At 63.0% G+C, this 26,412-nt stretch carries 22 protein-coding genes and 1 pseudogene; 9 read left to right on the top strand and 14 right to left on the bottom strand.

All coding sequences use genetic code 11. From position 1 onward, the window contains the following. Positions 1 to 84 precede the first annotated feature (84 nt). Positions 85 to 612, top strand: coding sequence for a GNAT family N-acetyltransferase (locus tag HB630_RS15360; RefSeq protein WP_213773096.1), 528 nt, complete (start codon positions 85 to 87; stop codon positions 610 to 612). A 7-nt stretch (positions 613 to 619) separates the two neighbouring features. On the opposite strand, the pseudogene htpG reads toward HB630_RS15360, so the two are convergent. After that, a pseudogene (gene htpG / locus HB630_RS15355) lies at positions 620 to 2,489 on the bottom strand (molecular chaperone HtpG). Between the two features lie 239 nt (positions 2,490 to 2,728). Between htpG and HB630_RS15350 the strand changes: the two are divergent. Together HB630_RS15350 and HB630_RS15345 are read left to right on the top strand one after the other, a co-directional pair. Continuing rightward, positions 2,729 to 4,948, top strand: a complete 2,220-nt coding sequence (locus tag HB630_RS15350) for an acetate--CoA ligase family protein (RefSeq protein WP_213773095.1) — start codon at positions 2,729 to 2,731, stop codon at positions 4,946 to 4,948. A 184-nt stretch (positions 4,949 to 5,132) separates the two neighbouring features. Further along, positions 5,133 to 5,924, top strand: a complete 792-nt coding sequence (locus HB630_RS15345; RefSeq protein ID WP_213773094.1) for an MlaD family protein — start codon at positions 5,133 to 5,135, stop codon at positions 5,922 to 5,924. Positions 5,925 to 5,945: 21 nt separating this feature from the next. Here HB630_RS15345 and HB630_RS15340 read toward each other — a convergent pair whose 3' ends face one another. The 5 genes from HB630_RS15340 to HB630_RS15320 form a co-directional block, all read right to left on the bottom strand. Then, the gene (locus HB630_RS15340; protein WP_249780871.1) at positions 5,946 to 7,886 is read right to left on the bottom strand and encodes a TRAP transporter large permease subunit; all 1,941 of its coding nucleotides are present in this window, start codon (positions 7,884 to 7,886) and stop codon (positions 5,946 to 5,948) included. After that, entirely contained in the window at positions 7,879 to 8,889 is a 1,011-nt protein-coding gene (locus HB630_RS15335) for a TRAP transporter substrate-binding protein (protein ID WP_213773093.1), read from the bottom strand. Before HB630_RS15335 ends, HB630_RS15340 begins: the two co-directional genes overlap by 8 nt. A 214-nt stretch (positions 8,890 to 9,103) precedes the next feature. Next, a complete protein-coding gene (locus HB630_RS15330) occupies positions 9,104 to 9,823 on the bottom strand; it encodes an SDR family oxidoreductase (RefSeq protein ID WP_213773092.1) in 720 nt (239 codons plus the stop codon). 150 nt (positions 9,824 to 9,973) lie between these two features. Next, entirely contained in the window at positions 9,974 to 11,062 is a 1,089-nt protein-coding gene (locus tag HB630_RS15325; RefSeq protein WP_213773091.1) for an amidohydrolase family protein, read from the bottom strand. A gap of 136 nt (positions 11,063 to 11,198) precedes the next feature. Next, the gene (locus HB630_RS15320) at positions 11,199 to 11,669 is read right to left on the bottom strand and encodes a cupin domain-containing protein (protein ID WP_213773090.1); all 471 of its coding nucleotides are present in this window, start codon (positions 11,667 to 11,669) and stop codon (positions 11,199 to 11,201) included. A 110-nt stretch (positions 11,670 to 11,779) separates the two neighbouring features. Here HB630_RS15320 and HB630_RS15315 point away from each other — a divergent pair, with 110 nt between their 5' ends. After that, on the top strand, positions 11,780 to 13,243 hold the full coding sequence (locus tag HB630_RS15315) for a DUF4403 family protein (protein ID WP_346656096.1): 1,464 nt from the start codon (positions 11,780 to 11,782) through the stop codon (positions 13,241 to 13,243). A gap of 36 nt (positions 13,244 to 13,279) precedes the next feature. Here HB630_RS15315 and HB630_RS15310 read toward each other — a convergent pair whose 3' ends face one another. Continuing rightward, positions 13,280 to 13,963 (bottom strand): TetR/AcrR family transcriptional regulator, encoded by a 684-nt coding sequence (locus tag HB630_RS15310; RefSeq protein WP_213773089.1) that lies wholly within the window; start codon positions 13,961 to 13,963, stop codon positions 13,280 to 13,282. Between the two features lie 244 nt (positions 13,964 to 14,207). Between HB630_RS15310 and HB630_RS15305 the strand changes: the two genes are divergently transcribed. Genes HB630_RS15305 through HB630_RS15295 form a run of 3 tightly spaced genes read left to right on the top strand, consistent with a single transcriptional unit; the run spans position 14,208 to position 18,020 of the window. Continuing rightward, positions 14,208 to 14,705: a (2Fe-2S)-binding protein gene (locus tag HB630_RS15305; RefSeq protein ID WP_213773088.1), complete on the top strand. Its 498-nt coding sequence runs from the start codon at positions 14,208 to 14,210 to the stop codon at positions 14,703 to 14,705. Next, on the top strand, positions 14,702 to 15,760 hold the full coding sequence (locus HB630_RS15300) for a xanthine dehydrogenase family protein subunit M (RefSeq protein ID WP_213773087.1): 1,059 nt from the start codon (positions 14,702 to 14,704) through the stop codon (positions 15,758 to 15,760). Before HB630_RS15305 ends, HB630_RS15300 begins: the two co-directional genes overlap by 4 nt. Then, complete coding sequence (locus tag HB630_RS15295) at positions 15,750 to 18,020, top strand: xanthine dehydrogenase family protein molybdopterin-binding subunit (protein ID WP_218626129.1); 2,271 nt, start codon at positions 15,750 to 15,752, stop codon at positions 18,018 to 18,020. Before HB630_RS15300 ends, HB630_RS15295 begins: the two co-directional genes overlap by 11 nt. Before the next feature lie 342 nt (positions 18,021 to 18,362). Here the strand turns inward: HB630_RS15295 and HB630_RS15290 are convergent, their stop codons facing one another. Then, complete coding sequence (locus HB630_RS15290; protein ID WP_213773086.1) at positions 18,363 to 18,890, bottom strand: MarR family transcriptional regulator; 528 nt, start codon at positions 18,888 to 18,890, stop codon at positions 18,363 to 18,365. A gap of 45 nt (positions 18,891 to 18,935) precedes the next feature. Between HB630_RS15290 and HB630_RS15285 the strand changes: the two genes are divergently transcribed. Both HB630_RS15285 and HB630_RS15280 read left to right on the top strand, forming a co-directional pair. Further along, positions 18,936 to 20,123, top strand: coding sequence for an MFS transporter (locus HB630_RS15285; protein ID WP_213773085.1), 1,188 nt, complete (start codon positions 18,936 to 18,938; stop codon positions 20,121 to 20,123). 93 nt (positions 20,124 to 20,216) lie between these two features. Beyond that, a complete protein-coding gene (locus tag HB630_RS15280; RefSeq protein WP_213773084.1) occupies positions 20,217 to 20,597 on the top strand; it encodes a hypothetical protein in 381 nt (126 codons plus the stop codon). A gap of 115 nt (positions 20,598 to 20,712) precedes the next feature. On the opposite strand, the gene HB630_RS15275 is transcribed toward HB630_RS15280, so the two are convergent. The 6 genes from HB630_RS15275 to cyoB all read right to left on the bottom strand — a co-directional run bounded on the left by HB630_RS15275 (position 20,713) and on the right by cyoB (position 26,399). Next, a complete protein-coding gene (locus tag HB630_RS15275) occupies positions 20,713 to 21,246 on the bottom strand; it encodes a response regulator transcription factor (RefSeq protein WP_213773083.1) in 534 nt (177 codons plus the stop codon). Then, positions 21,236 to 22,471 carry an ATP-binding protein gene (locus HB630_RS15270; protein ID WP_346656104.1) on the bottom strand — a complete coding sequence of 412 codons (1,236 nt, stop codon included), beginning with the start codon at positions 22,469 to 22,471 and terminating at the stop codon, positions 21,236 to 21,238. The genes HB630_RS15275 and HB630_RS15270 overlap by 11 nt, the downstream gene beginning before the upstream one ends. A gap of 131 nt (positions 22,472 to 22,602) precedes the next feature. Beyond that, positions 22,603 to 23,382, bottom strand: coding sequence for an SURF1 family protein (locus HB630_RS15265; protein ID WP_213773082.1), 780 nt, complete (start codon positions 23,380 to 23,382; stop codon positions 22,603 to 22,605). Further along, entirely contained in the window at positions 23,379 to 23,753 is a 375-nt protein-coding gene (cyoD, locus tag HB630_RS15260; protein ID WP_213773081.1) for a cytochrome o ubiquinol oxidase subunit IV, read from the bottom strand. The genes HB630_RS15265 and cyoD overlap by 4 nt, the downstream gene beginning before the upstream one ends. Continuing rightward, positions 23,750 to 24,373, bottom strand: coding sequence for a cytochrome o ubiquinol oxidase subunit III (cyoC, locus tag HB630_RS15255; RefSeq protein WP_213773291.1), 624 nt, complete (start codon positions 24,371 to 24,373; stop codon positions 23,750 to 23,752). The genes cyoD and cyoC overlap by 4 nt, the downstream gene beginning before the upstream one ends. A gap of 22 nt (positions 24,374 to 24,395) precedes the next feature. After that, complete coding sequence (gene cyoB, locus HB630_RS15250) at positions 24,396 to 26,399, bottom strand: cytochrome o ubiquinol oxidase subunit I (RefSeq protein WP_213773080.1); 2,004 nt, start codon at positions 26,397 to 26,399, stop codon at positions 24,396 to 24,398. Positions 26,400 to 26,412 lie beyond the last annotated feature (13 nt).

Here is a 26,412-nt window from a genome sequence, read left to right as displayed (position 1 = left end):
TTTAACGGGAAACCCTTATAGAAGGTTCCACCGCTCTTAAACACAGCAATTCGGTCGATCAAGCCGGAGACAGGTGACGCGAAAATGACCATCGAAGTCGAGGTCTTGAATGGGGATGCCTCCTGGCCGCTGGCAAAACCGCTGTTCGATGCGATCTGGCCGCCGGAAGTGGTGGCGAAGCTGCCCTGGGCCGGAATTGTCTTCGCCCGCGCCGAATTACGGGTGCTGCTGCAGAATGAAGCGGAAGAGGTGCTCTGCCATGTCGGGCTGCATCGCCGCGACATCACGTGGAATGGGCACAAGATCCGGGTGGCCGGAATCGGCGGCGTCTTGACGCGGGAAGATGCGCGGCGTCATGGCTATGCTAGCATCGCGCTCAACGCGGCCATCCAGACCCTCAAGGATGAAGGCTCGACGCCGTTCGCCCTGCTGTTTTGCGAACCGCACAACGCGCCGTTCTATATGGCGCGCGGCTGGAAGCCGTTCGACGGCGAAATCCATGTCGATCAGCCCCAGGGCCGCATCCGTTTCGAAGCGATGGCTCCCTACGTCTACGATCTCAAACGCGCCCCGCAGAAAGGCGTCATCGATCTCTGCGGCTTGCCGTGGTGACAAGCGCCTAAAGTTGCAGGCCCCGCAGCACCAGCTGGTTGAGCCGGGAGGCAAAGGCCGCCGGGTCTTCCGGCAACTCGCCATCGAGGATTTGCGCCTGCTCCAGCAGCAGGAACGACAGATCCTTTGCATCGTCGCGCGCACCTGAGATCGCCGCGACCAGCGGATGGCGCATGTTGATCTCGAGGATCGGCTTGGTGACGGTGCCGCGGTTCTGCTGCGCCAGCAGGCGTTCCAGCGCGCGATCCTGCCCGTCGCCGCCGGCGACCAGGCAGGAAGCGCTCGATGTCAGGCGCTGCGAGGCCCGGACGTCGGACACCCGCTCACCCAGCGCGTCCTTGATCACCGCGATGGTCGCCGCCTCGTCCGTGCTAGGCTTCTCGCTGTCCTCGGATTTCTCGTCCAAAAGCGGGACCAAGCCGAAATCGACGTCGCCCTGGCTCAGCGATTTCAGCGGCTTGCCGCCGAAATCGAGCGGCGCGGCGGTCCAGAACGCATCGACCGGATCGGTCAGCAGCAACACCTCGATGCCGCGCGCCTTGGCCGATTCAAGTTTCGGATTCGACTTCAGGCGCTCGACGCTGTCGCCGGTGAGATAATAGATCTCGGTCTGGTTGGGCTTGATGTCCTCGACATATTGCTTCAGCGAACGCTTCTCGCCCGTGGTCGTGGTGAAGCGCGACAGCGCCAGCAATTTCTCGCGCCGCTCATAGTCCTCCCACAGCCCTTCCTTGATGACGGGGCCGAACGCGTCCCAGATTTTGGCAAAGGCTTCCGGCTCCTTGTCGCCGAGGCTTTCCAGTTCCGAGATCACGCGGCCGGTCACGGCTTTGCGGATCTGCGCGAGCTGCGGATTGTTCTGCAGCATCTCGCGCGAGATGTTGAGCGGAAGATCCTCGCTGTCGATCACGCCGCGGATGAAGCGCAAATAGGCGGGGTAGGATATCGGCATCGTCGGCGATGAAGACGCGGCGGACATAGAGTTTGACCTTACCCTTGCGCGACGGCTCGAACAGATCGAACGGCTTGGTCGATGGCGCGAACAGCAGCACGGCATAGGACTGGCGGCCTTCGGCGCGATAATGCAGCGTCATCGCCGGCTCGTCGAAGGCGCCGGCGATCGATTTATACGCCTGCTTGTAGTCTTCTTCGGTCAGCTCCGATTTCGACCGCTGCCACAGCGCGCTGGCCGAATTGATCTGGCGCGGCTCGCCCTCTTCCGGCACCAGTTCGATCGGAAACTGGATATTGTCCGAGTAGTCGCGGACGATGCGTTCGATCTCGTAAGCTTCCAGATATTTTTTGGCATCCGGCTTCAGATGCAGCACGATCTCGGTGCCCCGCGTGATACGCTTGGCATCCTCTTCGCTCGCCTGCGCGATCTCGAATCCGCTGCCGCCGGACGACGTCCACATCCAGACCTCGTCGGTTCCGGCACGGCGGCTGGTGACGACGATGCGCTCGGCGACCATGAAGGCGGCATAGAAGCCGACCCCGAACTGGCCGATCAAATTGGCGCCTTCCTTGGCCTCGGTCAGGCGGGACAGAAAGGACTTGGTGCCGGAGCGCGCGATGGTGCCGAGATTGTCGATCAGTTCCTGGCGCGACATGCCGATGCCGTTGTCGACCACCGCAAGCGTATCCGCCTTCTTGTCGGGCACGATGCGGATTTTCGGCGGCTCGCCGTCGGCGATCAGCTCCGGCGCGGCAATCGCCTCGTAGCGCAGTTTGTCGCAGGCATCCGACGCGTTCGAGATCAGTTCGCGCAGGAAGATGTCGGTTTCCGAATAGACCGAATGCACCATCAGGTGCAGGAGTTCGGCCACTTCAGCCTGGAACGGCTGGGTTTCAGCGGACATGGCGGTATCGGCGGTCATTCTCTGGCTCGCTGGATGTCGGGTACGGATAATCCGGAAAACCCGATATAGCGACCCTATTCCGGCTGGCAAGTTTTGCGGCGATGCCGCGGTTTCGAGGCCTGCGCCGGTTGCCACCCTCCCCGGCTGGCCATAATAGATAGGAAAATGCATCGGGAATGGGGGGCTGCCGCCGATCGGCCATTCCGGATAAAGCGAAAAAAATGAAAAAATAAAGTGAAGGGTAAGGGGTCACGCCGATGGAAGCTCGCCTTAACGCCGCATCACATTTCGCTCAGCCGTGGTCGCCTTCGCCGGAAGCCGGCGATATCGTCAAAGGCATCCATGCCATGCTGCATCCGCGCAACATCGTGCTGGTGGGCGCGACCGACAAGCCGGGCAACTACGCCGAGCGCATCTGGAACAACCTGATCAAATACAAATTCGAAGGCGGGCTTTATCCGGTCAATGCCAGGCGTGAAACCGTCTGGGGCGTGCCTTGCTACCCGGATTTCGCCAGCCTGCCGGAAAAGCCCGATCATGTGCTGGTGCTGGTGCCGGCGCGTTTCGCCGTTCAGGTGATCCGCGATGCCGCGGCGGCCGGCGCCCGGTCGGCAACCATCGTCACCTCGGGCTTCAGCGAATCGCAGGACGCGGAGAGCCAGCGGCTCGCCACTGAGCTGCGGGAAGCCATCAGGGAAACCGGACTTGCGGTGACCGGCCCGAATTGCCTCGGCAACTTAAGCGCCGGCGAAAAGATCTTCACCAATATCGACGACCGCATCGTCACCATGGAGCAAGGCCCGGTCGCGATCGCCGGCCAGTCCGGCGCGATCGTGATGGCGATCCGCCAGGCGCTGGAGGATCGCGGCGTCGGCGTCGGCTACATGGTCACGACCGGAAACGAGGCCGGACTGGAGACGCCGGACCTGATGGCCTATTTCGCCGCCGATCCCTCGATCCGCGTGATCGTGGTCTATCTGGAAGGCGTGCGCAACACCCGGACGTTCCGCGAGGCCTGCAAGGCCGCGCGCGCCGCCGGCAAGCCGGTGATCGCGCTGAAACTCGGCGCCTCGGAAGGCGGCCGCGCCGCAGCGATGGCGCATACCGGCGCGCTCGCCGGCTCGATCGAAACCTTTGACGCGATCTCGGCCCGCGAAGGCGTGATCCGGGTGCGCGGTCTCGATGAGCTGATCGAAACCACCGAATGTTTCGTCCATGCCGACCCGCCAAAGGGCAACCGGCTCGCCGCCGTGACACTATCGGGCGGCAAGCGCGGCCTATTGATCGACGCGTTCCACGCCGCCGGACTGAATTTCGCGCCGCTCGGGCTGGGCGCCAGCGCAAAGCTTGCAAACATGCTCGGTCCCGGCAGCATCGTCGGCAATCCGCTCGACGCGGGATTCGCCGCGGTGGTCGATCCCTCCGTCTACATGCAATCGATCCAGGTCATGATCGACGATCCCGACACCGACATCGTCATCATCGACGCCGAATTGCCGAAAGCCCCGCATGAGCTGCGCGAACGCAATCTGCACATCGTCAACGACAAGGCGGCGAGAGCCAACAAGCCCGTCATCTATATCAGCACGATGTCGATCGGCTTCACCGACTTCACCAAAACCTTGCGCCAGTCGCTGCCGCATATCGTGGTGATGCAGGGCCTGGACCGCGCCGTCGGTGCGATCAAGGCCCTGATCGACTACGCCTCGCTGCGCAAGGAAGTGCCGGATGCGGTATCGAGCTCCACCGCCGCGGCGCGCGCGACGCTGGAGCGAACGCTCAAGGACGCCAAAGGCGCCGCGCTCGACGAGGTCGCCTCGAAAAAACTGCTGAAGGCTTACGGCATTCCGGTCTCGAAGGAAGCGATCGCGCAGACGGCGACCGACGCCGTGAAGATCGCCAGGAAAATCGGCTTTCCCGTCGTCGCCAAGGTGGTCAGCCCGGACATCCTGCACAAATCCGACATCGGCGGCGTGGCGCTGAACCTCAACAGCCCGGCCGAAGTCAGGAAAGCCTTCAGCGCCATCACCGCGCGGGTGAAGCGCCTCAAGGGCAAGCCGAAGCTCGAGGGAATCCTGATCGCGCAGCAGGTCAAGGCCGATCTCGAACTCGTGGTCGGCGCCTCCCTCGACGCCGAGATGGGACCGGTGGTGCTGTTCGGCACCGGCGGCGTCGATATCGAACTGATCAAGGATGTCGCACTGGCCGGTGCGCCGCTCGACGCCGACGAAGCCAGGCAATTGATCGGCCGCACCAAGGCCGGCGTGAAAATAAAGGGCTATCGCGGCCGGCCTGCGCTGCACGAAGCTTCCGCCGTGAAGGCGCTGGTCGGCCTCTCCAACCTCATCGCCGATGCCGGCGATCGCATTGCCTCGATCGACGTCAATCCGTTCCTGATCAACGCCAAGACCGGCGTCGCCGTCGATGGCTTGATCGTCCTCAACAATGCCGCAGCCCGGCATGCGGCAAAACATTGAGGCGGCTGACCGATGGCCGCGTGAATATCGCGGGTTAATCCTTTCTGAATTCCGATCGGGCACCGTGGAACCGGCGAAACGTACCTTTCAGCCGGACCGCCTTGCCGGTACAATCCGGACAATGGCGATCTGCAACGGCCGCTCCGCCCGGATGCATCGCGGACCGGCTTGGATGGCTCTTTGAATGAAGGCACGGGCGACCAACTTCCTGATCGGAGCGGCGACGCTGGCGGTGATCGCCGTGGGGTTTGCCGGCTTTCTCGGATTCCGCAAAATCCACGGCATCCAGCGTAGCCCGCTTCGCATTGTGTTCGAGGGCTCCGCCGCCGGCCTGCGCAAGGGCGGCAGCGTGAATTTCGACGGCGTCCAGATCGGCGAGGTAACATCAGTCCGGCTGGACGGCCCGCGCAGGATCGTGGCGCTGACCATGGTCGATAACAGCGCCCCGATCCGCGAGGATACGGCGGTGGGCCTGGAAGCGCAGGGGCTGACAGGCTTGATGGCGATATCATTGATCGGCGGCGCGCCCGGTGCGCCTGCCATGCCGCGGGACAAGGATGGCGTTCCAACGCTGGAAGCCGACCTCTCCGAAGCGCAATCGATCCGCGACACCTTGCACAATATTGATCACGTCCTCGTCGACAACAGGGACACCATCAGGAATGCGCTCCAGAGCTTCGAGACCTATACGGGGGCGCTGGCGGATGAGGGCGACGAGATCGACGGCATCATGCGCAAGGCCGATACGGCGTTTGCCAGCTTCAACAATACGATGGCCAGAATCGACGATGCCGTGCCCGATCTCACCAAAGGCAAGGACGGCGAATTATACCAGAAAGTGCAATCGCTCCACGAACTGGCCGAGAGCTTCAAGAAACGCTCGGCCGCCTTCATGGAGGACGGCCGCCGCACCTTGCAGGATGTCAGCGACGGCGCCAACGCGATGAGCCAAAAGCTCACACCGGCAAGGCGCTGATCGCAGCCGCCTTCCTTGATTTTAATGCCCCTGGATCAGACGCGGCACCGCAAGCGTGAACCAGGGCACGAAGGCCACGACCAGCACGCCGACGATCAGCACCGCCAGATAAGGCAGCATCGCCCGGCCGGTCGATTCAAGGCGGCTCTCGGACACCGTGCAGGAGACGTAGAAGCCGATGCCGATCGGCGGGATGAAGATGCCGACGCCCATCGCGAGGATCATGATCATGCTGTAGTGGATGATGTCGATGCCATATTGGCTCGCGATCGGCATCAGCAGCGGCCCGAGGATGATCAGCGCCGGCAGCCCTTCGAGCAGCGACCCGACCACGATCAGCAGCACGATCGACCCCAGCGTGAACACGATGCGGTTGTCGCCGGCCGAATGCAGGATCGCCGCGAGGCTCGCCGGCAGGTTGGCCGCAGTCAGCGTCCAGGCAAACGAGAAAGCGGCGGCGATGATGAAGAGCACCATGCCCGCCAGCAGGCAGGACTCCACCGCGATGTCATACAGCGCCTTGACGCCGACGGCGCGGTAGATCGCGAACGCCAGCACCAACCCGTACAGCACCGCCACGCTCGAGACTTCGGTGGGCGTTGCGACGCCAAAGCGAATGCCGATCACCATGATGACGGGCATCACCAGCGGCAGCACGGCGCCGCCGGTGGCGCGCAGCAATTCGGATGCGGTCGCGCGTGGCGCCGATGTCATGTTGCCGTGACGCGACAACGCGTAGTTCAGCACCATCAGCAACAGCGCGATCACCGCGGCCGGCATCAGCCCGGCGATGAACAGCGTCCCGATCGAAATCGGCGCCACCGATCCCAGCACCAGCATGGCAAGGCTCGGCGGGATCGTCTCCGACATCGCCGCCGACGAGGCCAGCACCGCCGCGCCCTGCTCGGGCCTGTAGCCCTGCCGCTGCAGCTCACGGCGCAACACCGAGCCGACCGCGACGACATCGGCGATCTTGGAGCCGGAAATGCCTGACACCATGTAGATCGTCAGCACCACGACCTGCAGCAGGCCGCCGCGCATATGGCCGACCAGCGTCATCGCGAAACGGACAAGACGCAGGCTAATGCCGCCTTTCTCCATGATCAGCCCGGCCCAGATGAAGAACGGCAGCGTCAGCAGGATATAGTTGCTGGTGCCGTCGAACGTGTTCTGCGCCACCGCGATCAGCGGGACCACGCCGCTGATCAAGAGAAACGTCAGCGAACCCAGCAGCATGGCGAAGCTGACCGGCAGTCCCAGCAACACCGCCAGCAGGAATGCGATCAGCATGACGCCCAGCGCCGCGCCGTTGTCGAGATGCAGCGAGGGCACGACGCTGACCGCGTAGACGAGGCCAACCAGCAGCACGATGACACAGGCCGCCGGAACGACGTCGCGAAGCGCGTGGACATAGACCAGCCGCTCGATCGCGAACAAGGCGGTGAGCGCGAGTCCGACCGTCAGCGGCAGCACCAGCCATGCCGCATTGATCTGAAGAATCGGCGTGTTCGATGTCGCCGAGATCGCCAGCAGATCAAGCGAGACATAGCCCACCACCGCGGCGGCGACCAGAATTAGTAAATCGATTCCGATCGCGAATGATGTTCGCCAGCGCGGCGAAAACTTTCCGGTCAGGAATTCGACCGTCGTATGATGGCGGGCGCGAAAGGCCAGCGCGCCGCCGACGAACGCCGTCAGCGACAGGAACAATTTGGCGGCTTCGTCGGCCCATAACAGCGATTGGTCGAACCAGAATCGCGACACGATTCCGGTCAGGACGATCGCAAGCTGGACCACCAAGGCGAGCACAAGGATCGCGCGAAACACAAGGTCCAGCCCGTTCAGCCCGGCGCGAAGCCGGGCCGCGACCACACCGCGCTTGACCGCCGGTTCTCCGGGGCCGGCCAACTCCGGCATAGGGTCAAGCGCGCGACCGGAAAGCAGCGCGAGCGGCTCAGCCATGCCCGGCTTCCTTCAGGACGGCATCGTAAAGATCGGCCCCGATGATGTCCTTGAACTGCGGATACACGCTTTCGGTCGCCTTGCGATAATCCTCGCGGTTCACTTCGACGATCGCCATGCCCTTGGCCTTGTAACGCTGCGCGACCTCGTCGCTCCGGGCGGCGATGGTGGTCCGCCAGTCCTTGGTGAGGTTGATGGAGGCGGCGCGGATGGCTTCCTGCGCATCCTTTGGCAGCGCATCGAACTTGGCCTTGCTCGCCATCATAACCCCGACATTGTAGACCTGATTGGTCATGTTGATGGTGTTGACGATCTCGTCATGCTTGGTCGCGGCGAGCGAGATCATCGGCGTCTCGACCGCATCGATGACGCGCTGCGACAGCGCCAGATAAACTTCGGTGAGGTCGATCGCGACCGGACTGGCGGCGAGCGCGCGGAAGGTGGCGGCGAAAATGGCGCCGGGCTGCACCCGGATTTTCAATCCCTTCATGTCGGAGGGCTCGGGGACTTTCCTGTCGATGGTCGACACCACGCGCCATCCCCAATGGCCGTAGCCGAGGCCATAGATGCCCTTCGACGGCAGCATATCGAGCAGCTTGGCGCCGGTCGGCCCGTCCAGCAACCGCTCGGCCGACTCCGAGTCCGAAAACAGGAACGGCAGGTCGACGACCTGGAATTTCGGAAAGATCGTGTCGATGAAACCTGACGTATGCGCGCAGAAATCGATGATGCCGGTCTGCAAGCCCGTGAGGATGTTGGTGCCGCTGCCGAGCTGGCCAATGCTGAACACCTGGATTTCGACGGCGCCGGAGGTGCGCTTCGAGACATCCTCGGAAAAACGCTTGAGCACGTCGTAGAGCGGATGGCTCTGGGTGTCGGCGAAGGTCAGCTTCAGCGTATGGGCCGGCGCGGCGGCCCACCCCGTCCGACCCACAAAGGGCGCCGCCACCGACGCCACGATGCCGGACGCGCCGACCTTCAGAAGCTTGCGTCGCTCGATCATGTTTTCTCCCTGACATTTTCTTGTTGTGCGCTTGTCGCGCTTTACGGACCGCCAGTAGCACGAGTTCCGGCCGCTGCCTATGGCCCGGAGCCATCGGCGTTGGCGGAAGACGCCGCCTCCCGTGTCAGCCTTTCCCCGTTCGATCGCGGGACGGACGACGTCGCCGACGGAAGCGACCGAGCGGCAAACCGAACCGTGCCCGGATAATTCGAGCTCAGCCGACGGAAGCGCCGCCATCGACCACAACGATCTGCCCGGTGCTGAAGCCGTTCTTCATCAGGTAGACATAGGCTTCGGCCAGTTCGTCGGCCTCGCCGGGCCGGCCGACCAGAAGACTCTGCTCCGCACGCTTGTACATGGCCTCGCGCGCTTCCGCCGGCATGCCGTCCCATAACTCGGTCCTGACCAGGCCCGGACAAACCAGATTGACGCGCAGCGGCGCCAGTTCGACCGCGAGCGCGCGGGTCAACGCTTCGGAAGCGCCGCACACGCTCGATATCATGCTCCAGCCCTTGCGCGAGCGGCGCGACGCCATGCCGGACGACAGCACGATCGAGCCGCCTGTGCGAATATGCGGCGCACCATGTTTGACGGCCAGGAACGAGCCCCAGAAGCGGATGCCGAAAAAATCCTGCGCCCGCTCCAGCGACAGCGTCTCGATCGGTTCGCTCAGCAAAGGCTCGCCCGCCGTGTAGACCAGATGATCGAAAGCGCCGATCCGGCCGAAGCAAGACCGGATGCTTTCCTCTTGGGTCAGATCGACAGTGAAACCCTCCGCCGCGCCGGATAGCTGTGACTTGGCCCGGTCGACCTTGGCCTGGCTGCTGGAGGCGATGACGACGGAAGCGCCCTCGCCCTCGACCTTGCGTGCGATGGCCAGTCCGATTCCCGACGTCCCGCCGAGAATAACGATCCGCTTTCCCTTCAAATCCATGTTTGTCTCGCATCCCTGCTGGAGCATGATCGGTTCGGTGCGCTCCGCTATATAGGCGGCCTGCCGAACGGCAATAAGATAGAGAGCCTTTGCACGCGGTCTCGACGCGGCCGCACCGGCATTCGCGCGGCCGCCTTGGTCGGCGCCGCACTACACCTCGATATTGATCAGCCTGGCCGCGGTGCGGCCGAGGATATCGGCCCGCTGGCCATCGCTAAGCGAGGGCGTCGCGAAGATGGGATCGAGCGGATGCAATTCCCAGGGATAAGGATAGTCGCTGCCGAGCACGACCTGGCTCGCGCCGACCTGCGCCACCAGATGCCGCACGGCCTCGGGCGTGAACACCAGCGAGTCGAAATAGATCTGCTTGAGATATTCCGTGGGCTGTTTCTTCAGCCCGATATCCGCGTTGCAGCCCTTGGGGTTGACGAGGCAGGCATGATCCGACCGGTCGGCGTAGGAAGGCAGGTAACCGCCGCCATGCGCGGCGATCACCTTCAGCTTCGGAAACCGGTCGAACGTACCCTCGAAGATCATGTGCGACAGCGCGATCGTCGTTTCCGCCGGATAGGCAATCGCATTGGTGAGCCAGCCATTGCCGGCCAATTGCCGGTTGAGCTCGGGAATGCCTTGCGGATGGATGAACAGCGGCACGCCGAGTTCTTCCGCCTTGGCCCAGACCGGATGAAATTTGGGATCGGAAAACACCACGCCATTGACCGTGCCACCGATCGCGGCGCCCTTCAGGCCCTGCTTTTTCACCGCAATTTCCAGTTCCTGCGCGGCAAGATCTGGCGCCTGCAAGCTTAGCGAGGCGAAGCCCGCGAACCGGTCGGACTTCGACGCGCATAGTTCCGCCAGTTTTTCGTTCTGAAGCTTGACGACCTGTCCCGCGAGGTCGCGATCGCGGTCATACCAGTTCGGATTGATCGACAGCACTTCCAGATCGATCGCCTGCGCATCCATCGCGGCAAGCCGCTTGTCGATGTCGATGACCGTCTCGTCATTGCCTCGCACCGGGATCAGCGGCAGCGGGCCCAGCAGCGCGCTGGCCTCCGGGATCACGCAATGCGCGTGAATGTCGATGGTCTTGACCCGCTTGCCGTTGACCATGACGGGCAGCTTGCGATGTTGCGGCGGCTGGGCCTGCGCGCTTCGCAACAGACCGCAGCTACAGAAAACGATGCCGCCGGCAGCGGCGGTGCCGGCCGTCTTCAGGAAATCACGGCGCGTGCTCATGATCATTACCTCCCTGTCGTTTGTTCGCTGGCCCGGTCTGATGCCGCCAAGCCTTGCTGGTATCGGAAGCTAGCGTAGGACAAGTCACGGACGGGCAGCAAGACCGCTGCCGTCGCGCATGAAATCAAAACAACGCTTATGTGTCCTTGCGCAACGGCGGCCCGAGGAACTCCACGTTCCAGCGCCGGCCAAACGCATTCAGCACGTCGCGGGCGGGAATACCGGCCTTCATGACCTCGCCAAGCTCGGTGAAGAACGCCGCCGCATCCAAGCCCGGCAGGATCATGACCAATTGTTCCGCAGGCGTGTCCGTAACATTGACGAAGGCATGCGCGACGCCGCCGGGCACGCTGACCACGTCACCCGCTTCGGCGTGGAAACGCCGGTCGTCGACCTGATAGAGGTAGCGCCCCTTGAGAATCCTGAACACCTCGGTCTCGGGATGCCGGTGCAGCGGCGGCCCAAAGCCCGGCGCGTTGACGGTTTCGATCATCTCGAGCGCCCCGCCCGAGACCCGGTTGGGCAAGCGCACCCGCAAATCGAGGCCGATCGCCGGAATTCGAATCGGCTCTTCGCCAGAATGCGATTGCCAGTGACTGAACGTCATCGGGGCACCTCTACCGGAAATTGGACGATCCGCCCGGATTGAATTACGGCGATTTGAGTCGCACAACATCCGCTTTAAGGAAACCGCAAAGCCATCGCACGGGGCAATAAGTGACATATCCGCTTTCTACGACTCGCCGTCAGCTCCCCTGCAATTCACCACCCCTTATTGCATCGGTCCATTTCGCGCGGCGATGCGTTGCCGCAATCGGTTTCTCATGCCTGGTCTCCGGCGCGCTGGCAGCGGAGAAGCCGCCGCTAAGCCCGGACAGCACAGCACCCCTCGCAACCCCATCGCGAATTTCGGCTACGATCGAGTTCGGGCTGCCGGCGCTGGCTTCCGCCATCGAGCAGGACATCCCGCGGCGGCTCGCCACGATCGACGAACGCATCAGTTGCGTGCATCGCCGGGTGCTGGCCTTCAGGGTCAACGCCAATTGCGACGTTTCGGGCTTTGTCGAACGCTCCGGGCCGGTTTCGCTGTATGGGCGGGGCAACCGCGTCTACGGCGCGGTGCCGATCCATGGCGAGATCGAGGGCCAGGGCTCCAACCGGTTCACCGCCCGCATCCACGGCGAGACCGAGGCCAGCGCCACGATCGAGGCCGAAGCCCGTCCGCAATTGCTCCGGGACTGGTCGCTCGACCTGAATTTCAGCGATGGCTTTCGCTGGAGCGAACCGCCCATCCTGCATGTGCTCGGCCGCGATATCCCGCTGGCCAAATATGCCGAGCCGAGGATGCGAACCCAACTGGCCCGCATCCGGTCGCGGGCGCTGGCCGCGGCGCGACGGCTCGATTTGCATGACAAGGCCGCCACCGCCTGGCAACAGGCCTTCGAGCCGATCAAGCTGGCCGATACCCCCGAGATCTGGCTGCAACTGACGCCGCAAAGCGCGGCGTTCGCCGGCGTGCGTGCCAATGCCAAGATCCTTTCAGGCTCGCTCGAACTTTCCGGATCGGCCACCACCACCATCGGTCAGGCACCGCCCGCCGTGACGCCGACGGCGCTGCCGCCGCTCGGAACGGATGTCTCGGAACCCGGCACCTTCGACGTCATCCTGCCGATTCTTGTCAGCTACGACGTCCTGCGCGACAAGATCGTGCAGGTGATCGATGCGGCGCCGAAGGGCGAAAATGTGGTTCGCGAGGTTCAGGTCTATCCTTCCTCGGGAAAACTCGTCATCGGCTTGCGCATCGCGAAAGCCTCCGAGACCGATGCCGCCGCGGGCGAATGGGTCTATCTGTCCGGCGCGCTTGACGCCGATACCGGCAAGCAAACCGTTCGGCTCTCCGACCTGTCGGTACAGGGCGTACCCGTGAGCGGGATCGGCGCGATGTTCGCCGACAACGCGCTGCTCGGACGGTTGAAGGAACAGGCCTATGTCAGCTACGGCGTCGCGTATCAAAATCTGCTCAACGCCGCCAACCAGCGGCTGACACGGCCGTTGAAAAACGGCTACCGGATGGAAGGGCGTCTGACGTCGGCGAAGCTCGACAAGGTCTTGCTGCCGGCCGACGGTATCAGCATCGCGCTTCGCGCCAGCGGCGAGTTGAAGATCCTGTACGGATTGTGATGTCGTCCGCCGGTCGCCACATCACTTACCGATGCGTCACTTATCGCGGCTCTTGCGGGAGGAAGGCCGCCGAGGCCGTTGCTTCACGCGCGCTATGGTCTTGTCGGAGGACGGCGCTGACGCCGTCCGCTTGTCGGCATTGGCCGGCACACGAAGCCCATCGACGAAGACATCGACCAACCGCAGGACGCTCTTCTTCCAGCCGGGCTGATCGTGCATGTAGCACATGCCGACCAGCGCCCGCAGCAGATCCTCGGGACTGATATCGGCGCGGATCTCGCCGGCCGCGACCGCGCGCTCCAGCAAGGTGCCGACCGCCTTGATCAGGCGTTCGAATGTATGGGCATAGAGTTCCGACGAACTGTGTACCGTAAGCGCCAGCGCGGCCAGCATGCCCTTCTTGGTGGCGACGAACTCGACATTGGATTGCAGCCAGCGGCGCAGCGCTTCGACCGGCGTCGTTTCGCTCTCTAATTGGTCCGCCAATTCGCTGAGCTGCTGCACCTCGCGCCGGTAGACCGCCTCGAACAGGGCCTCGCGCGTCGGGAAGTGACGGTAAAGCGTCCCGATGCCGACGCCGGCCCGTTTGGCCACCGCCTCCAGGCTCGCCTCCGGACCGCCGGCGCTGAAGACGGCTTTGGCGGCCTGCAATACACGCTCGTGATTGCGGACCGCATCGGCACGGGGCCTGCGAACGGGTGTTGCGGATTGATTTGCCATCCGATGAATCTAATCACGATTCGATGGGATCAAATCGGATCATCATCTCATCCCTTTGTTTGAACATGATCTTATCGGAAAATCGGTTACCGCTTTTGCGTCTCATATTCCAGTTTTTCGTCCCCTTGCGAAACGGAGGATGCCTCCGTATATGCCGGTAGAGCCGGCCCGAACCCGCATGTCGATCGGCGCGGGCGGCCGTGATTCAGTTTGAACCATAGCATCGCATCCATCGGAGCACTGCATGAGCTTCTCCATCAGCCTCACCGTCAACGGTGTACGGCGGGACGTCGAGCTGGAAGACCCCCGCGTCACGCTGCTCGACCTCCTGCGCGAACGTCTTTACCTGACCGGCACCAAGAAAGGATGCGATCGCGGCCAATGCGGCGCCTGCACGGTGCTGGTCGACGGCCGGCGGATCAATTCGTGCCTGGCCCTGGCGGTCAGCCATGACGGCGCCGACGTGCTAACGATCGAGGGCGTCGCGCGCGGCGACCTGCTGCACCCGGTGCAGGCTGCCTTTATCGCGCATGACGGTTTGCAGTGCGGATTCTGCACGCCCGGCCAGATCATGAGCGCGATCGGATTGATTCAGGAAGCGCAGGCCGGCGACGACCCCGAGCGCATCCGCGAAGGCATGAGCGGCAACCTGTGCCGGTGCGGTGCCTATGCCGGGATCACGGAGGCGGTGCTGGATGCGCAGAAAAGCCTCGCCGAGGCCAGCCAGAGGCGCTCCGCATGAAAAACTTCGATTACGTCAGACCTTCGACCGTTTCCGAGGCGATCGCGGCCGCCACCGAACCGGATGCGGCCTATCTCGCGGCCGGAACCAACCTGCTTGACCTGATGAAAGGCGGCGTCGTCCATCCGAACCGTCTCGTCGATGTCACGCGCCTGCCCGGACTCGACCGCATCGAACACCTGCCCGATGGCGGCGTCCGCATCGGCGCGCTGGTTCGCAATGCCGATCTGGCGCACGATCCGGATTTCGCCCGGTCCTATCCCTCGATCGCCGAGGCGCTGCTGTCCGGCGCATCGGCGCAACTTCGCAACGCCGCGACCGTCGGCGGCAATCTGCTGCAGCGAACGCGGTGCAGCTATTTCTACGACGTCGCCAGCGCCTGCAACAAGCGCGAACCGGGTAGCGGTTGCGACGCCCATGACGGCGAGAACCGATTGCACGCCGTCCTCGGCTGGAGCGAGGCCTGCATCGCCACCCACCCGTCGGATTTCTGCGTGCCGCTTGTCGCCCTCGACGCTGTCGTGGAGATCGAGGGCAGAACCGGCCGGCGCGAGGTTGCGCTCGAGGCGTTTCACCTTCCGCCCGGCGATACGCCCGAGCGGGAAAACGTGCTGGAGCCCGGCGATTTGATTGTCGCCCTGCGGCTGCCCAGCGAGGCGCGCTCGTTCTCGGCCCATGCGCGCTATCTGAAGGTCCGCGAACGCACCTCCTATGCCTTCGCGGTCGTGTCGGCGGCGGCGGCCTTGCGGATCGAAGGCGGCGCGATCTGGGATGCGCGGCTTGCGCTCGGCGGCGTGGCCACCAAACCGTGGCGGGCCCGCGCGGCGGAAAAGATCCTGGCGGGCTGCAATCCCGACCTGGCCACCTTCCGCGCCGCCGCCGAAACCGCGCTCGCGGACGCCAAGCCCTCGGGGAACAATCAATTCAAGATCGCGCTCGCACGGCGGATTGTCGTGCGCGCACTGACGCTGGCCGCAGCCGGTACGCCGCGGCGCATTCCGGCCCTGCCGGCTTCCCCGTTCTCATCCATATCCGGAGCGTTGCATGGTGCCTGAGATCAGCCTCACCCAATCACCTTCCCATTCGCGGCATGGTTCGAATATCGGGCAGCCGCTGACCCGCCGCGACGGCATCCTCAAGGTCAAGGGAGAAGCCCGCTATGCCGCGGATAACCACCCGCCCGGAATGCTCTATGCGGTTCTCGCGGTCAGCCATATCGCGCGCGGTCGCGTGAGCTTTCTTGACGTGCGGGCAGCCAAGAGCCATCCGGGCGTTGTCGATGTCATGACGCCCGCGAACAAGCCGCCGCTCGCGGAGGATCCGGACGCCAAGACCAATCCCTTCATGTTCCGGCTCGATCTTCTGCAAAATGACCTGGTGCGTTATGCGAACCAGCCGATCGCGGTGGTGATCGCCGAGACGCTGGAAGCTGCGACCGAAGGCGCGGCGCTGCTGTCGCCACGCTACGAAACCCAGCCGCCCCGCGTCGGCCTCGATTCGAATGAGAGTTTCGTGCCGCCCGCCGTCGGCGTCGGCAATCCGTCCGAACTGCGGCGCGGCGATGTCGAGGCGGGTCTGGCCGCGGCGTCGAGACAGATCGATGCGACCTACGAGACGCCGACCCAGTACCACAATGCGATGGAGCCTCACGCCATCGTGGCGGCGTGGGACGGCGATGCGCTGTCGATCGATACCCCGAGCCAGGGCCTTGCGATGGCGCAGGGGCGGATCGCGGGACTGTTCGGCATTTCGCCGGAGAATATCCATATCCGCAGCCCGTTCCTCGGCGGTGGCTTCGGCTCGAAAGGCCTGATCGCGGGCCCGCAGATCCTCGGCATCATGGCGGCCCGGCTGGTCGGCAAGCCGGTCAAGCTGGTGCTGCGCCGTGAGCAGATGTACGGCCCCGTCGGCCACCGGGCGCCCACCCGCCAGCGGATTCGCATCGGCGCCGACAATGCGGGCGCGCTGACCGCGATCGACCACCACGCCAAGACGGTGTCGAGCAGCTTCGACGATTTCTTCGAGCCGGCCGCCGACGCCTCGCATACGCTCTACGCAAGCCCCGCCATCGCCACGTCGCATGAGGCAATCCGGGTCGACACCGGCACGCCGTTGTTCATGCGCGCGCCCGGCGAGGCTACCGGATCGATTGCGCTGGAAAGCGCGATCGACGAGGCGGCATGGGCCTGCGGGATGGATCCGCTCGCCTTCCGCATCAGGAATTATGCCGAAGTCGAGCCGATTTCCGGCAAGCCATTTTCCTCGAAAGCCCTGCGCGAGTGCTACCGGCAAGGCGCCGAACGCTTTGGCTGGTCACAGCGCCCGCTTACCCCGCGGCAGTTGCGTGACGAGGCAGGTCTTCTGGTCGGCTGGGGCATGGGCACGGCGACGTTTCCGGCGCTGATGTTCCAGGCCGAGGCGCGCGCGGTGATCCGCAGCGACGGATCCGGCGTGATGGAAACGGGCGCGCACGACATGGGTCAGGGCGCCTGGACCGCCTTTGCCCAGATCGCGGCCGACAGCCTCGGTCTCGACCTCGCGCAAATGGAGTTCAAGGCAGGGACTTCCGATCTGCCGGATGCGGGCATCGCCGGCGGCTCGGCTCATACGGCGACCGCGGGCACGGCGATCCACAATGCGGGCACCGCTGTCATCGCCAGGCTCGAGGAGCTCGCCACCAACAACGAACGCTCGCCGCTGTTCGGCGCGGGCAATGCCGGAGTGATCGCGCGTAACGGCCGCCTGTTCCGCCGCGACGATGAAACGCGCAGCGAGAGCTATGCCGATATTCTCGGCCACGCCGGACTCACGCAGATCGAGGCCCGCGGCAAGAGCACCGCAGACCCCGCTTCGCAATCGACCTACGCCATGCATGCGCACGGCGCGGTGTTCGCCGAAGTCAAGGTCGATCCTGATCTCGGCCAGATCCGCGTCACCCGCCTGATCGGCGCTTTCGCCGCGGGACGGATCATCAACCCCCGTCTGGTGCGCAGTCAGATCTTTGGCGGCATGATCTGGGGCATGTCCTTTGCACTGCACGAGCAGGCCGTCATGGATCGCCGCTCCGGCCGGACGCTGAACGCCAACCTTGCCGAGTACCACATCCCGGTGAACGCCGACGTCCCGCCGATGGAAGCGTTGATGATCGACGAGCACGATCCCTATGTAAACGCGCTGGGCATCAAGGGCGTCGGTGAAATCGGAATCACGGGTTCGGCCGGCGCCGTTGCCAACGCGGTCTGGCACGCCACGGGGATCCGGGTACGTCGCTTTCCGATCAGGATCGAGGATGTCCTGACACCGGATCCGCACTGAAGTCGAACATTGCGCCCATGAGGGACGCAAGAAAGCGCGGCGACTTGCCGGGCGGGATCGTTCCGTTCCGGGCGATGTGACAGTTCGATGATGCCCACCGGACTATTCGAATGATTCGCCTCGTTGACGCCGCCCAGAGTGCCCTTGACTTATTGGGCACCATGGTTACTATCATAGGTACCATGGTATCCAATTATGCCAGCTCTGCCATGCATAAATATACATGACAAACGAATAGGATGACGGGTGCTCAAGAAATGGACAGAGCCTTCCTGTGCGGAGCCGTGCCGCAGCAGGCGGGCGTTACGCCCGGTCAGATCCGGCGCGGCTGAACGGTCGGTGTCAGCTTGAGACTGCGCGGCGCGCTTTCCGCTGTGCAGCCTCATCCGGGCCGATCAGGTCGAGGAGTTCGATGAACGTCTTTTTTTCCTTCGCGCTGAGAGGCCTCAAGGCTGCATTGAGCGCGCGATAATAACCGGGCAGCGCCTCAGCCAGGAGGCTTCTGCCTTTCGATGTCATGGTGACAACCGAGGCGCGGCCGTCGGTATCGTGAGATGTGCGGCGGATCAACTTGTCCTCTTCCATGAAGTTCAGCACCCGCGCCGTGTTTTTCTTGGAGATGCCTAATTGCCTGGCAATCTCGACCGGCATCAGGTGCTTCTCCGCCGAGCGCTCCAGCACGACGAGAACAAGGAAACGCGCTTGTGATAGCCCATGATGCGAAAAATGTGCTTCCAGATCGCGGATGAGATGGCTGGCGACGCGCAGCAGCCGCAAGCAGGCAGCGGTGGCGTCGATCTCCATCTCGGGAAAGCGGTCCGCGAAGCCCTTCAGCATCCGGGCGTCGGGAAGATCCTCCAGAAAAAACATGAGTCAACTCTTATGAATTTAGTTACCAAGGTAACCAGTGCTCCGATGCCTTGTCAAGAAACCAAGGGCCCCAGTTCCGGACAGGTGCTCACCATGGCGGTCGCCGCGGGCGTGACGGTCGCGAACCTGTATTACAACCAGCCGATCCTGGCTGAGATCGCCACATCGCTGCACGCCAAGGAAATCGAGGTCGGTTATCTGCCGGCGCTCACGCAGGCGGCCTACGGCGTCGGGCTGTTTTTTCTGGCGCCGCTCGGCGACATGTTCGACCGCAAGAAGCTGGTGCTGGTCCTGCAGGGGCTTTTGTGTCTGGCGCTGGTCGCCATTACCTTCGTCCAGACGCTCCCTGCGCTTTATGTCGCCAGTGTCCTCGTCGGCCTGTTTGCAGTGTCGACACAGATCATCATGCCGATGGCCGCGGCGCTGGCCGCGAACAATGCCAAGGGCAAAGTGGTCGGCACCGTGTTTACGGGTGCTCTGATCGGCATCCTGTCGGCCCGGATCGTCGGCGGCTATCTCGCGGAATGGGCTGGCTGGCGGTCCGTGTACGGCGTGTCGGCCGGACTTGTGCTGGCCGCCACCATCGTCTTTGCGGCCATGTTGCCGCAACGCGCGTCCCATCACACCGGGCATTATGGCGACCTGCTCAAATCCACCCTGCTGCAACTGAAACGGGTCCAGCTCCTGCGCGTCATGCTGGTCGGCTCGCTGGTCTTCGGTCTGTTCTGTTCGTTCTGGACTGCGCTCACGTTTCATCTGAGCGGCCCGCCCTTCACTTACAGCAGCGACCGGATCGGCCTATTCGGCATCCTAGCCATCGCCGGCGCGGGCGCGGCATCGGTCTTCGGGCGGATCGCGGACAAGCGGCATCCGTTGCGGATACAAATCCTGACGGTCTCCATCATCATCGCCAGCATCGTGTGCCTTTTCCTGTGGCCGTACAGCGTACCGGCCCTGGCGGTCGGCGTCCTCCTGCTGGACGTCGGCGTGCAAGCCACACAGGTCAATAATCTCGCACAGATTTACGGGCTGGATGAGACCGCGCACAGCCGGATCAATACCGTTTACATGACGACGCTGTTCCTGGGTGGAGCGATCGGCACCTATGGCGGTGTTCTGGCCTGGAATTTCGGCGGCTGGCCGCTGGTATGTGGCCAGCTTCTGTTATGGGCCGGGCTCGCTTTGGCGATTCTGTTGTTTCGGCTTTACCGCGAAAACGGCCGACGCGCCTAGAACCCTTTTGGTTCTGATTCCATCGGAACCAAAAAGGCTCTAAAATGGCGGACGCAGTACCGAGCTTCATTCGGGATCACGTCGGAGGCAGATATGCGCGTGAAATCAGTATATGCTCACTCTCTCGTTGCGATATTGCTGAGCGTTGGGGCTGCATCTTTCCCGGTGGCGCCGGTCGCGGCCCGAAGCTCATGTTCGGCCGAGCTTCAGCGCACGCGTATCGCCGTCAACAAGGCTCTGGCTCAACACGCGGCCGCGGGACCCTTTGCGCCGGAATCGAAATTCGCAAAACTCGGCCATCAGCCGACGCCCTCGACCCTCGCGCAGGCGGAGAGCAAGTTCGATAATTGGCCGAATGGCAGCGACGCGGTTGCGGCCCTGCAACGGGCCCGTCAGGCTAGCAAGGCAGGCGATTCCCAGGCGTGTCTCGACGCGCTGCGGGACGCCCGCACGGCGATCGGTGCAAATCCCTAAAGCTTCGGTTCTGATTGAATCAGAACCGAAGCTCTGGATTCTTGTTTTGACGCGTTTTCTTCACGCGTCCACTTCGCTCAAAAACGCTGCAGCGCCGACAACCCTGAATCGACCCTTATTTGACCCTGTTCTTGGCGAGCTTGCGCGCGAGCGTCCGGCGGTGCATTCCGAGCCGGCGTGCCGTTTCGGAGATATTGAAATCCGCCTCGGCCAGAACTTCGTGGATTCGTTCCCATTCGAGGTTCTTGATGGAGGTCGGCCGCTTCGTCAGCTTCACCGAAACATCGCCTTCCGCGCGTTGGAAAGCCGCCTCGATGTCGTCGGTGGTCGACGGTTTCGCGAGATAATGACAGGCCCCGAGCTTGACCGCCTCGATGGCGGTCGCGATGCTGGCAAAGCCCGTCAGCACCACGATCTTTATTCCGGGGTCGCGCTCATGAAGCAATTTCACGCATTCCAGTCCCGAACCGTCGGGTAATTTGAGATCGACGACGGCGTAGGCCGGTACGAACGTCTCGATCAGCTGGGCGACTTCCTCGATTTCCCGGCACAGGCGAAGCTGGTAGCCGCGGCGCTCGAACGAACGGCTGAGCGCCCGGGCAAAGGATGCATCGTCCTCGACGATCAGCAAGGCGCGCTCAGTGTCCATGGCCGTCTCCCGGCAACAGCGCCGCCAGCGGGAATGTCAGCGTGACGATGGCCCCGCCGAAAGCTCCGTTCCGGGCCGAAACGACGCCGCCCAGCTTGCGGACGACGTTGACGACCAGAAACAAGCCCAGTCCCCCACCGGGCCGGCTCTTGCTCGACTGATATGGCTTTCCGAGCGCCGCCAGCATTTCCGGCGTAAAGCCCGGCCCCTCGTCGCTCACGGTAACGCAAAGATTGCCGTCGGCACGGCTGATCTCGGCCATCACATGAGCTGGTGAGGCTTCGAGCGCGTTATCCAGCAAACTGAAGATAACCTGTCTCAGGGCCGTATCGGATACCACCGGCTGATCCTCACCGAAGGAATTGACATAGTCGAAGCGCTGCGGCGAACGGGCGGCGCGCCACTCGGCTGCGAGCTCGTCCATGAAGGTGTTCACGGTCGTCCGCAGCGTTCCTTCGCCGCGCACTTCGCCCGAGGATAGCAGAATACCGGACACAATGGACTTGCATCGCTCGACCTGGGCCTGCATTTCGTCAATCTCATGCGCCAGTTCGGGAACTTTCTCCAAGTCTGGCATATGCTGCCAATCGTTCAAAATGACGGAAAGCGTCGCAAGCGGCGTCCCGAGCTCGTGCGCCGCCCCTGAAGCGAGCAGTCCCATCCGCACGATGTGGTCCTCTTCCGCTGCCTGTTCCCGCAGCCGCGCCACATGCGCATCCCGCGCCCGGAGGTTGAAATTGATTCGCCCGATGAAGAAGACCAGAAGCACCGAGGACAACAGGAAACAGACGAACATGCCCGCGATGTGAACGGCCAGGAAATCGCCGTCATCCCGATAGACATCGAATACCGGCAGATAGAACTGCGTCAGGGCGATGAAACAACAGCTCGTGATGAACACGAGAATCCAGGTCAAGCGCGCCGTCAACAAAATCGCGGCGAGCGTCACTTGCAGCAGATAAACCGAGATAAACGGATTGGCGGCGCCGCCGCTCAGATATAGCTGCATCGTCAGCGCGGCGACATCGAGCAGCAGCGACGCAAACAATTCCGCATTGGTTACATTTGCGCGGCGGCGGTAGCGGTCCACGCTGACAATGTTCAATCCGATCAGGAATACGATGACCGCGATCATCTGAAGGATCGGAAGCGCGATGCGGAACAGCCACCAGACGATACAGATCGTGACCACTTGGCCGGCGACCGCAAGCCAGCGAAGCTGCACCAACAGCAGCAGGTTTCTCCTGTCGGTTGCCCGGTCGATCGAAATCGTCGTGCTCCTGGTCGCAAGATCCGGAGGTTAGCGGAAAGACTCCGTTCTCCCGCGGGAACCCATCCGGAAATCAGAATTCGATGTCAACCGGCCTTGCCCGGGCGCCGCTCCTGCCATCCGGCCCAAATCGTCCAGGCCGCCAGCATCGCCGCCAGCGCGAACCATGTCAGCGCATAGGTGAGGTGGTTGTTCGGGAACGCGACCACGGTCAACCCGCCGACCGGAAACGCGCCGGGATTGTCCGCCGCCGCGTCGGCGTCGATGAAATAAGGCGCTGCCCCGGTCAAGCCGCGGCTGCCCGCCATGGCCGCCACATCCCGGGAATACCAGCGGTCGGCGGCAGGATCGTTGTGACGGAGAAAAGCCCCGCCCGGCTCGCTCAGCCGCAGCAACCCGGTCACGGTCGCCTCGCCCGAGGGGCCGGCAAGGTTCTGCCATTCGGAACGGTCCAACGGCACGAACCCGCGATTGACCATCACGATGAACCCGTCATCGGCCCTGAACGGCGCCAGCACCCAATACCCGCCGCCCCGCTCGGTGACGGCCAATGCCAGGGCCGGCGCAGCGTCGAGGAAATGCCCGCTCACGCTGACATGACGATAGGCATCGTCAGCGGCATTGATGCGCGGCCATAATGCGGGCCCCGGCGCCGCCACCGGCGCCGCATGTACCCGCCGCTCGACGCGGTCGATCAGATCGAGTTTCCACACGCGGCGTTCGACTTGCCAGACACCAAGCCCGGTCAGGGCCAGAACGCCGATGGCGGCAAGGATTGCCGGGATGATGCGCGCCCGCCGCGACCGTGGCAGCGCGTCGCCGGCAGGCTCGCGCCCCGGCGCCGCGCTGTCGGCGGCAAGCGTCACGGCATCTGACTCATGCCCGGATCAAGCACCATGTTGGCGTTGAGGTGATACATCACCCAAAGCGAACCGGACAGCGTGATACCCACCAGAACCAGCGTGAACAGCAGCGCCATCAGGGTCCAGCCGTTCTCCGAACGCGGGTTCATGTGCAGGAAGAAGATCATGTGAACGATGATCTGCACCACCGCGAAGGCCATGATGACCAGGGCGGTCGCCTGCTTCGAGGACAATACGTCGCCCATCACAAGCCAAAATGGGATGACCGTCAGCACCACCGAAAGAAAGAAGCCGGTCAGATAGCTGCGCAACGATCCGTGTGCAGGCTCGTCGGCATGGCTATCGTGGTGGTCGACATGCGTATCGGCGTTCATCGCAAAAATCCCATCAGATAGACGAACGTGAACACGCCGATCCAGATGACGTCCAGGAAGTGCCAGAACAGGCTGAGGCACATCAGACGGCGGCGATTTGCCGTGACCAGACCGTGCCGCGCGACCTGCACCATCAGCGTCACCATCCAGATCAGCCCGAAGGTCACGTGCAGGCCGTGCGTTCCGACCAGCGTAAAGAAGGAGGAAAGAAAGGCGCTGCGCTGCGGGCCGGCGCCGTCATGGATGAGATGCGAAAACTCGCTGAGCTCGATCGATACGAAAGCGATGCCGAACAATGCGGTGACGACAAGCCATCCCTGCGTCGCTCCGACACGCCCTCTTTCCATCGTCAGCATGGCGAAGCCATAGGTAATCGACGACAACAACAGCATCGTCGTGTTGATGGCGACCAGGGGCAGATCGAACAGATCTTTCGGCGACGGTCCGGCCGCGTAGTTTCCGCCAAGCACCCCATAGGCCGCAAACAACATCGCGAAGATGAGACAATCGCTCATCAGATAGAGCCAGAACCCGAGCATCGTGCTGCCGCCCTCGGCGTGATGCTCGTCCTCGACGTGGAATACCCGCGGTTGCCCGCCGGATGCAGCGCTCGTTGTCATCGTGTCGGTTGCGCTCATCGTCTCAGGCCTGCGCTGCGAGAAGACGCGTCCGCTCACCTTCGGCCTGCACAACGTCCTCCTTGGGGAAATAGAAATCGCGATCGTAGTTGAAGGTGTGAATGATGGCCGTCAAGACGAGAACGACGAAGCTCAGGGCCGCGAGCCACCATATGTACCAGACCATTGCGAAGCCGAAGACCACGGCGATCGCGGACAGGATCACGCCGGCGCCGGTATTTCGCGGCATGTGAATCGGTTTGAACCCTTCCAGCGGACGACGATAGCCGTGTTTCTTCATATCCCACCACGCGTCCAGATCGTGGACCAGCGGCGTAAAGGCAAAATTGTAGGCCGGCGGCGGCGAGGACGTCGACCACTCCAGCGTCCGGCCATTCCAGGGGTCCCCGGTCAGGTCGCGCAGGGCCTCGCGGTTGCGGATGCTGACGAAAATCTGAACCAGGAAGGACAGAATCCCGAGAAAGATCAGCACCGCTCCGAATGCCGCGATGAAGGTCCAGATCTGCAAGGACGGATCGTCGAAATGCCGCAGCCGCCGCGTGACGCCCATGAATCCGAGCACGTAGAGCGGCATGAAGGCGAAGTAGAAACCCACCACCCAGAACCAGAACGACATCAGCCCCCAGAACCGGTCGAGCTTGAAGCCGAACGCCTTGGGAAACCAGTAGGAGATGCCCGCGAACACGCCGAACACGACGCCGCCGATGATGACGTTATGGAAATGCGCGACCAGGAACAGGCTGTTATGCAGAACGAAATCGGCGGGCGGCACCGCCAGCATAACCCCGGTCATGCCGCCGATCACGAAGGTCAGCATGAACGCGACCGTCCACATCATCGGCAGTTCAAAGCGGATCCGGCCGCGATACATCGTGAACAGCCAATTGAATATCTTGGCACCTGTCGGGATCGAGATGATCATCGTGGTGATGCCGAAGAACGAATTGACGCTGGCGCCCGACCCCATCGTGAAGAAATGGTGCAGCCAGACAAGATAGGAGAGGATGGTGATGCAGACCGTCGCATAAACCATCGAGGTGTAGCCGAACAGGCTTTTGCCGGAGAAGGTCGCAGCGACCTCCGAATAGATACCGAACACCGGCAGCACCAGGATGTAGACTTCAGGGTGCCCCCAGATCCAGATGAGGTTCACATACATCATCGGATTGCCGCCGAAATCATTGGTGAAGAAGTCGGTACCGACATAGCGGTCGAGCGACAGCAGAACCAGCACGGCCGTCAGCACCGGGAACGAGGCGACGATCAGGATGTTGGTGCAGAGCGCGGTCCAGGTGAAGACCGGCATCCTCATCATCAGCATGCCGGGCGCGCGAAGCTTGACGATGGTCGCGATCAGATTGATCCCGGACAGGGTCGTGCCGACGCCGGCGACCTGAAGCCCCCAGATATAATAGTCCATGCCGACGTCGGGACTGTAGGCGATCCCCGACAGCGGCGGATAGGCCAGCCATCCGGTGCGTGCGAATTCGCCGACGAACAGCGACATCATCACCAGCACGCCGCCGCCGACCGTCATCCAGAAGCTGAAATTGTTCAGGAACGGAAACGACACGTCGCGCGCGCCTATCTGCAGCGGCACCACAAAGTTCATCAACCCGGTGACCAACGGCATCGCGACGAAGAAGATCATGATCACGCCGTGAGCTGTGAAGATCTGGTCGTAGTGATGGGCGGGCAGAAAGCCCTGCGAATCCCCGAACGACATGGCTTGCTGCATGCGCATCATCAAGGCGTCCGCAAAGCCGCGCAGCAGCATGACGATGCCGAGCACCATATACATCACGCCGATCCGCTTGTGGTCGACGCTGGTGAACCACTCGCGCCAGAGATAACCCCACAGCTTGAAATAGGTGATGGCGCCGACCACGGCGATGCCGCCGGTGGCTACCCCCAGGAACGTCACGACCAGAATCGGCTCATGGATCGGAAAGGCGTCGAACGTGAGCCGGCCGAAGACGAGCTTGAGAAAGGAAGATTGCGCAAACATGAAACGATCCGCT

The organism is Bradyrhizobium sp. dw_78 (genome assembly GCF_018449525.1).
Classification (GTDB): Bacteria; Pseudomonadota; Alphaproteobacteria; order Rhizobiales; family Xanthobacteraceae; genus Bradyrhizobium.
This window is presented reverse-complemented; position numbering and strand designations above follow the sequence as displayed.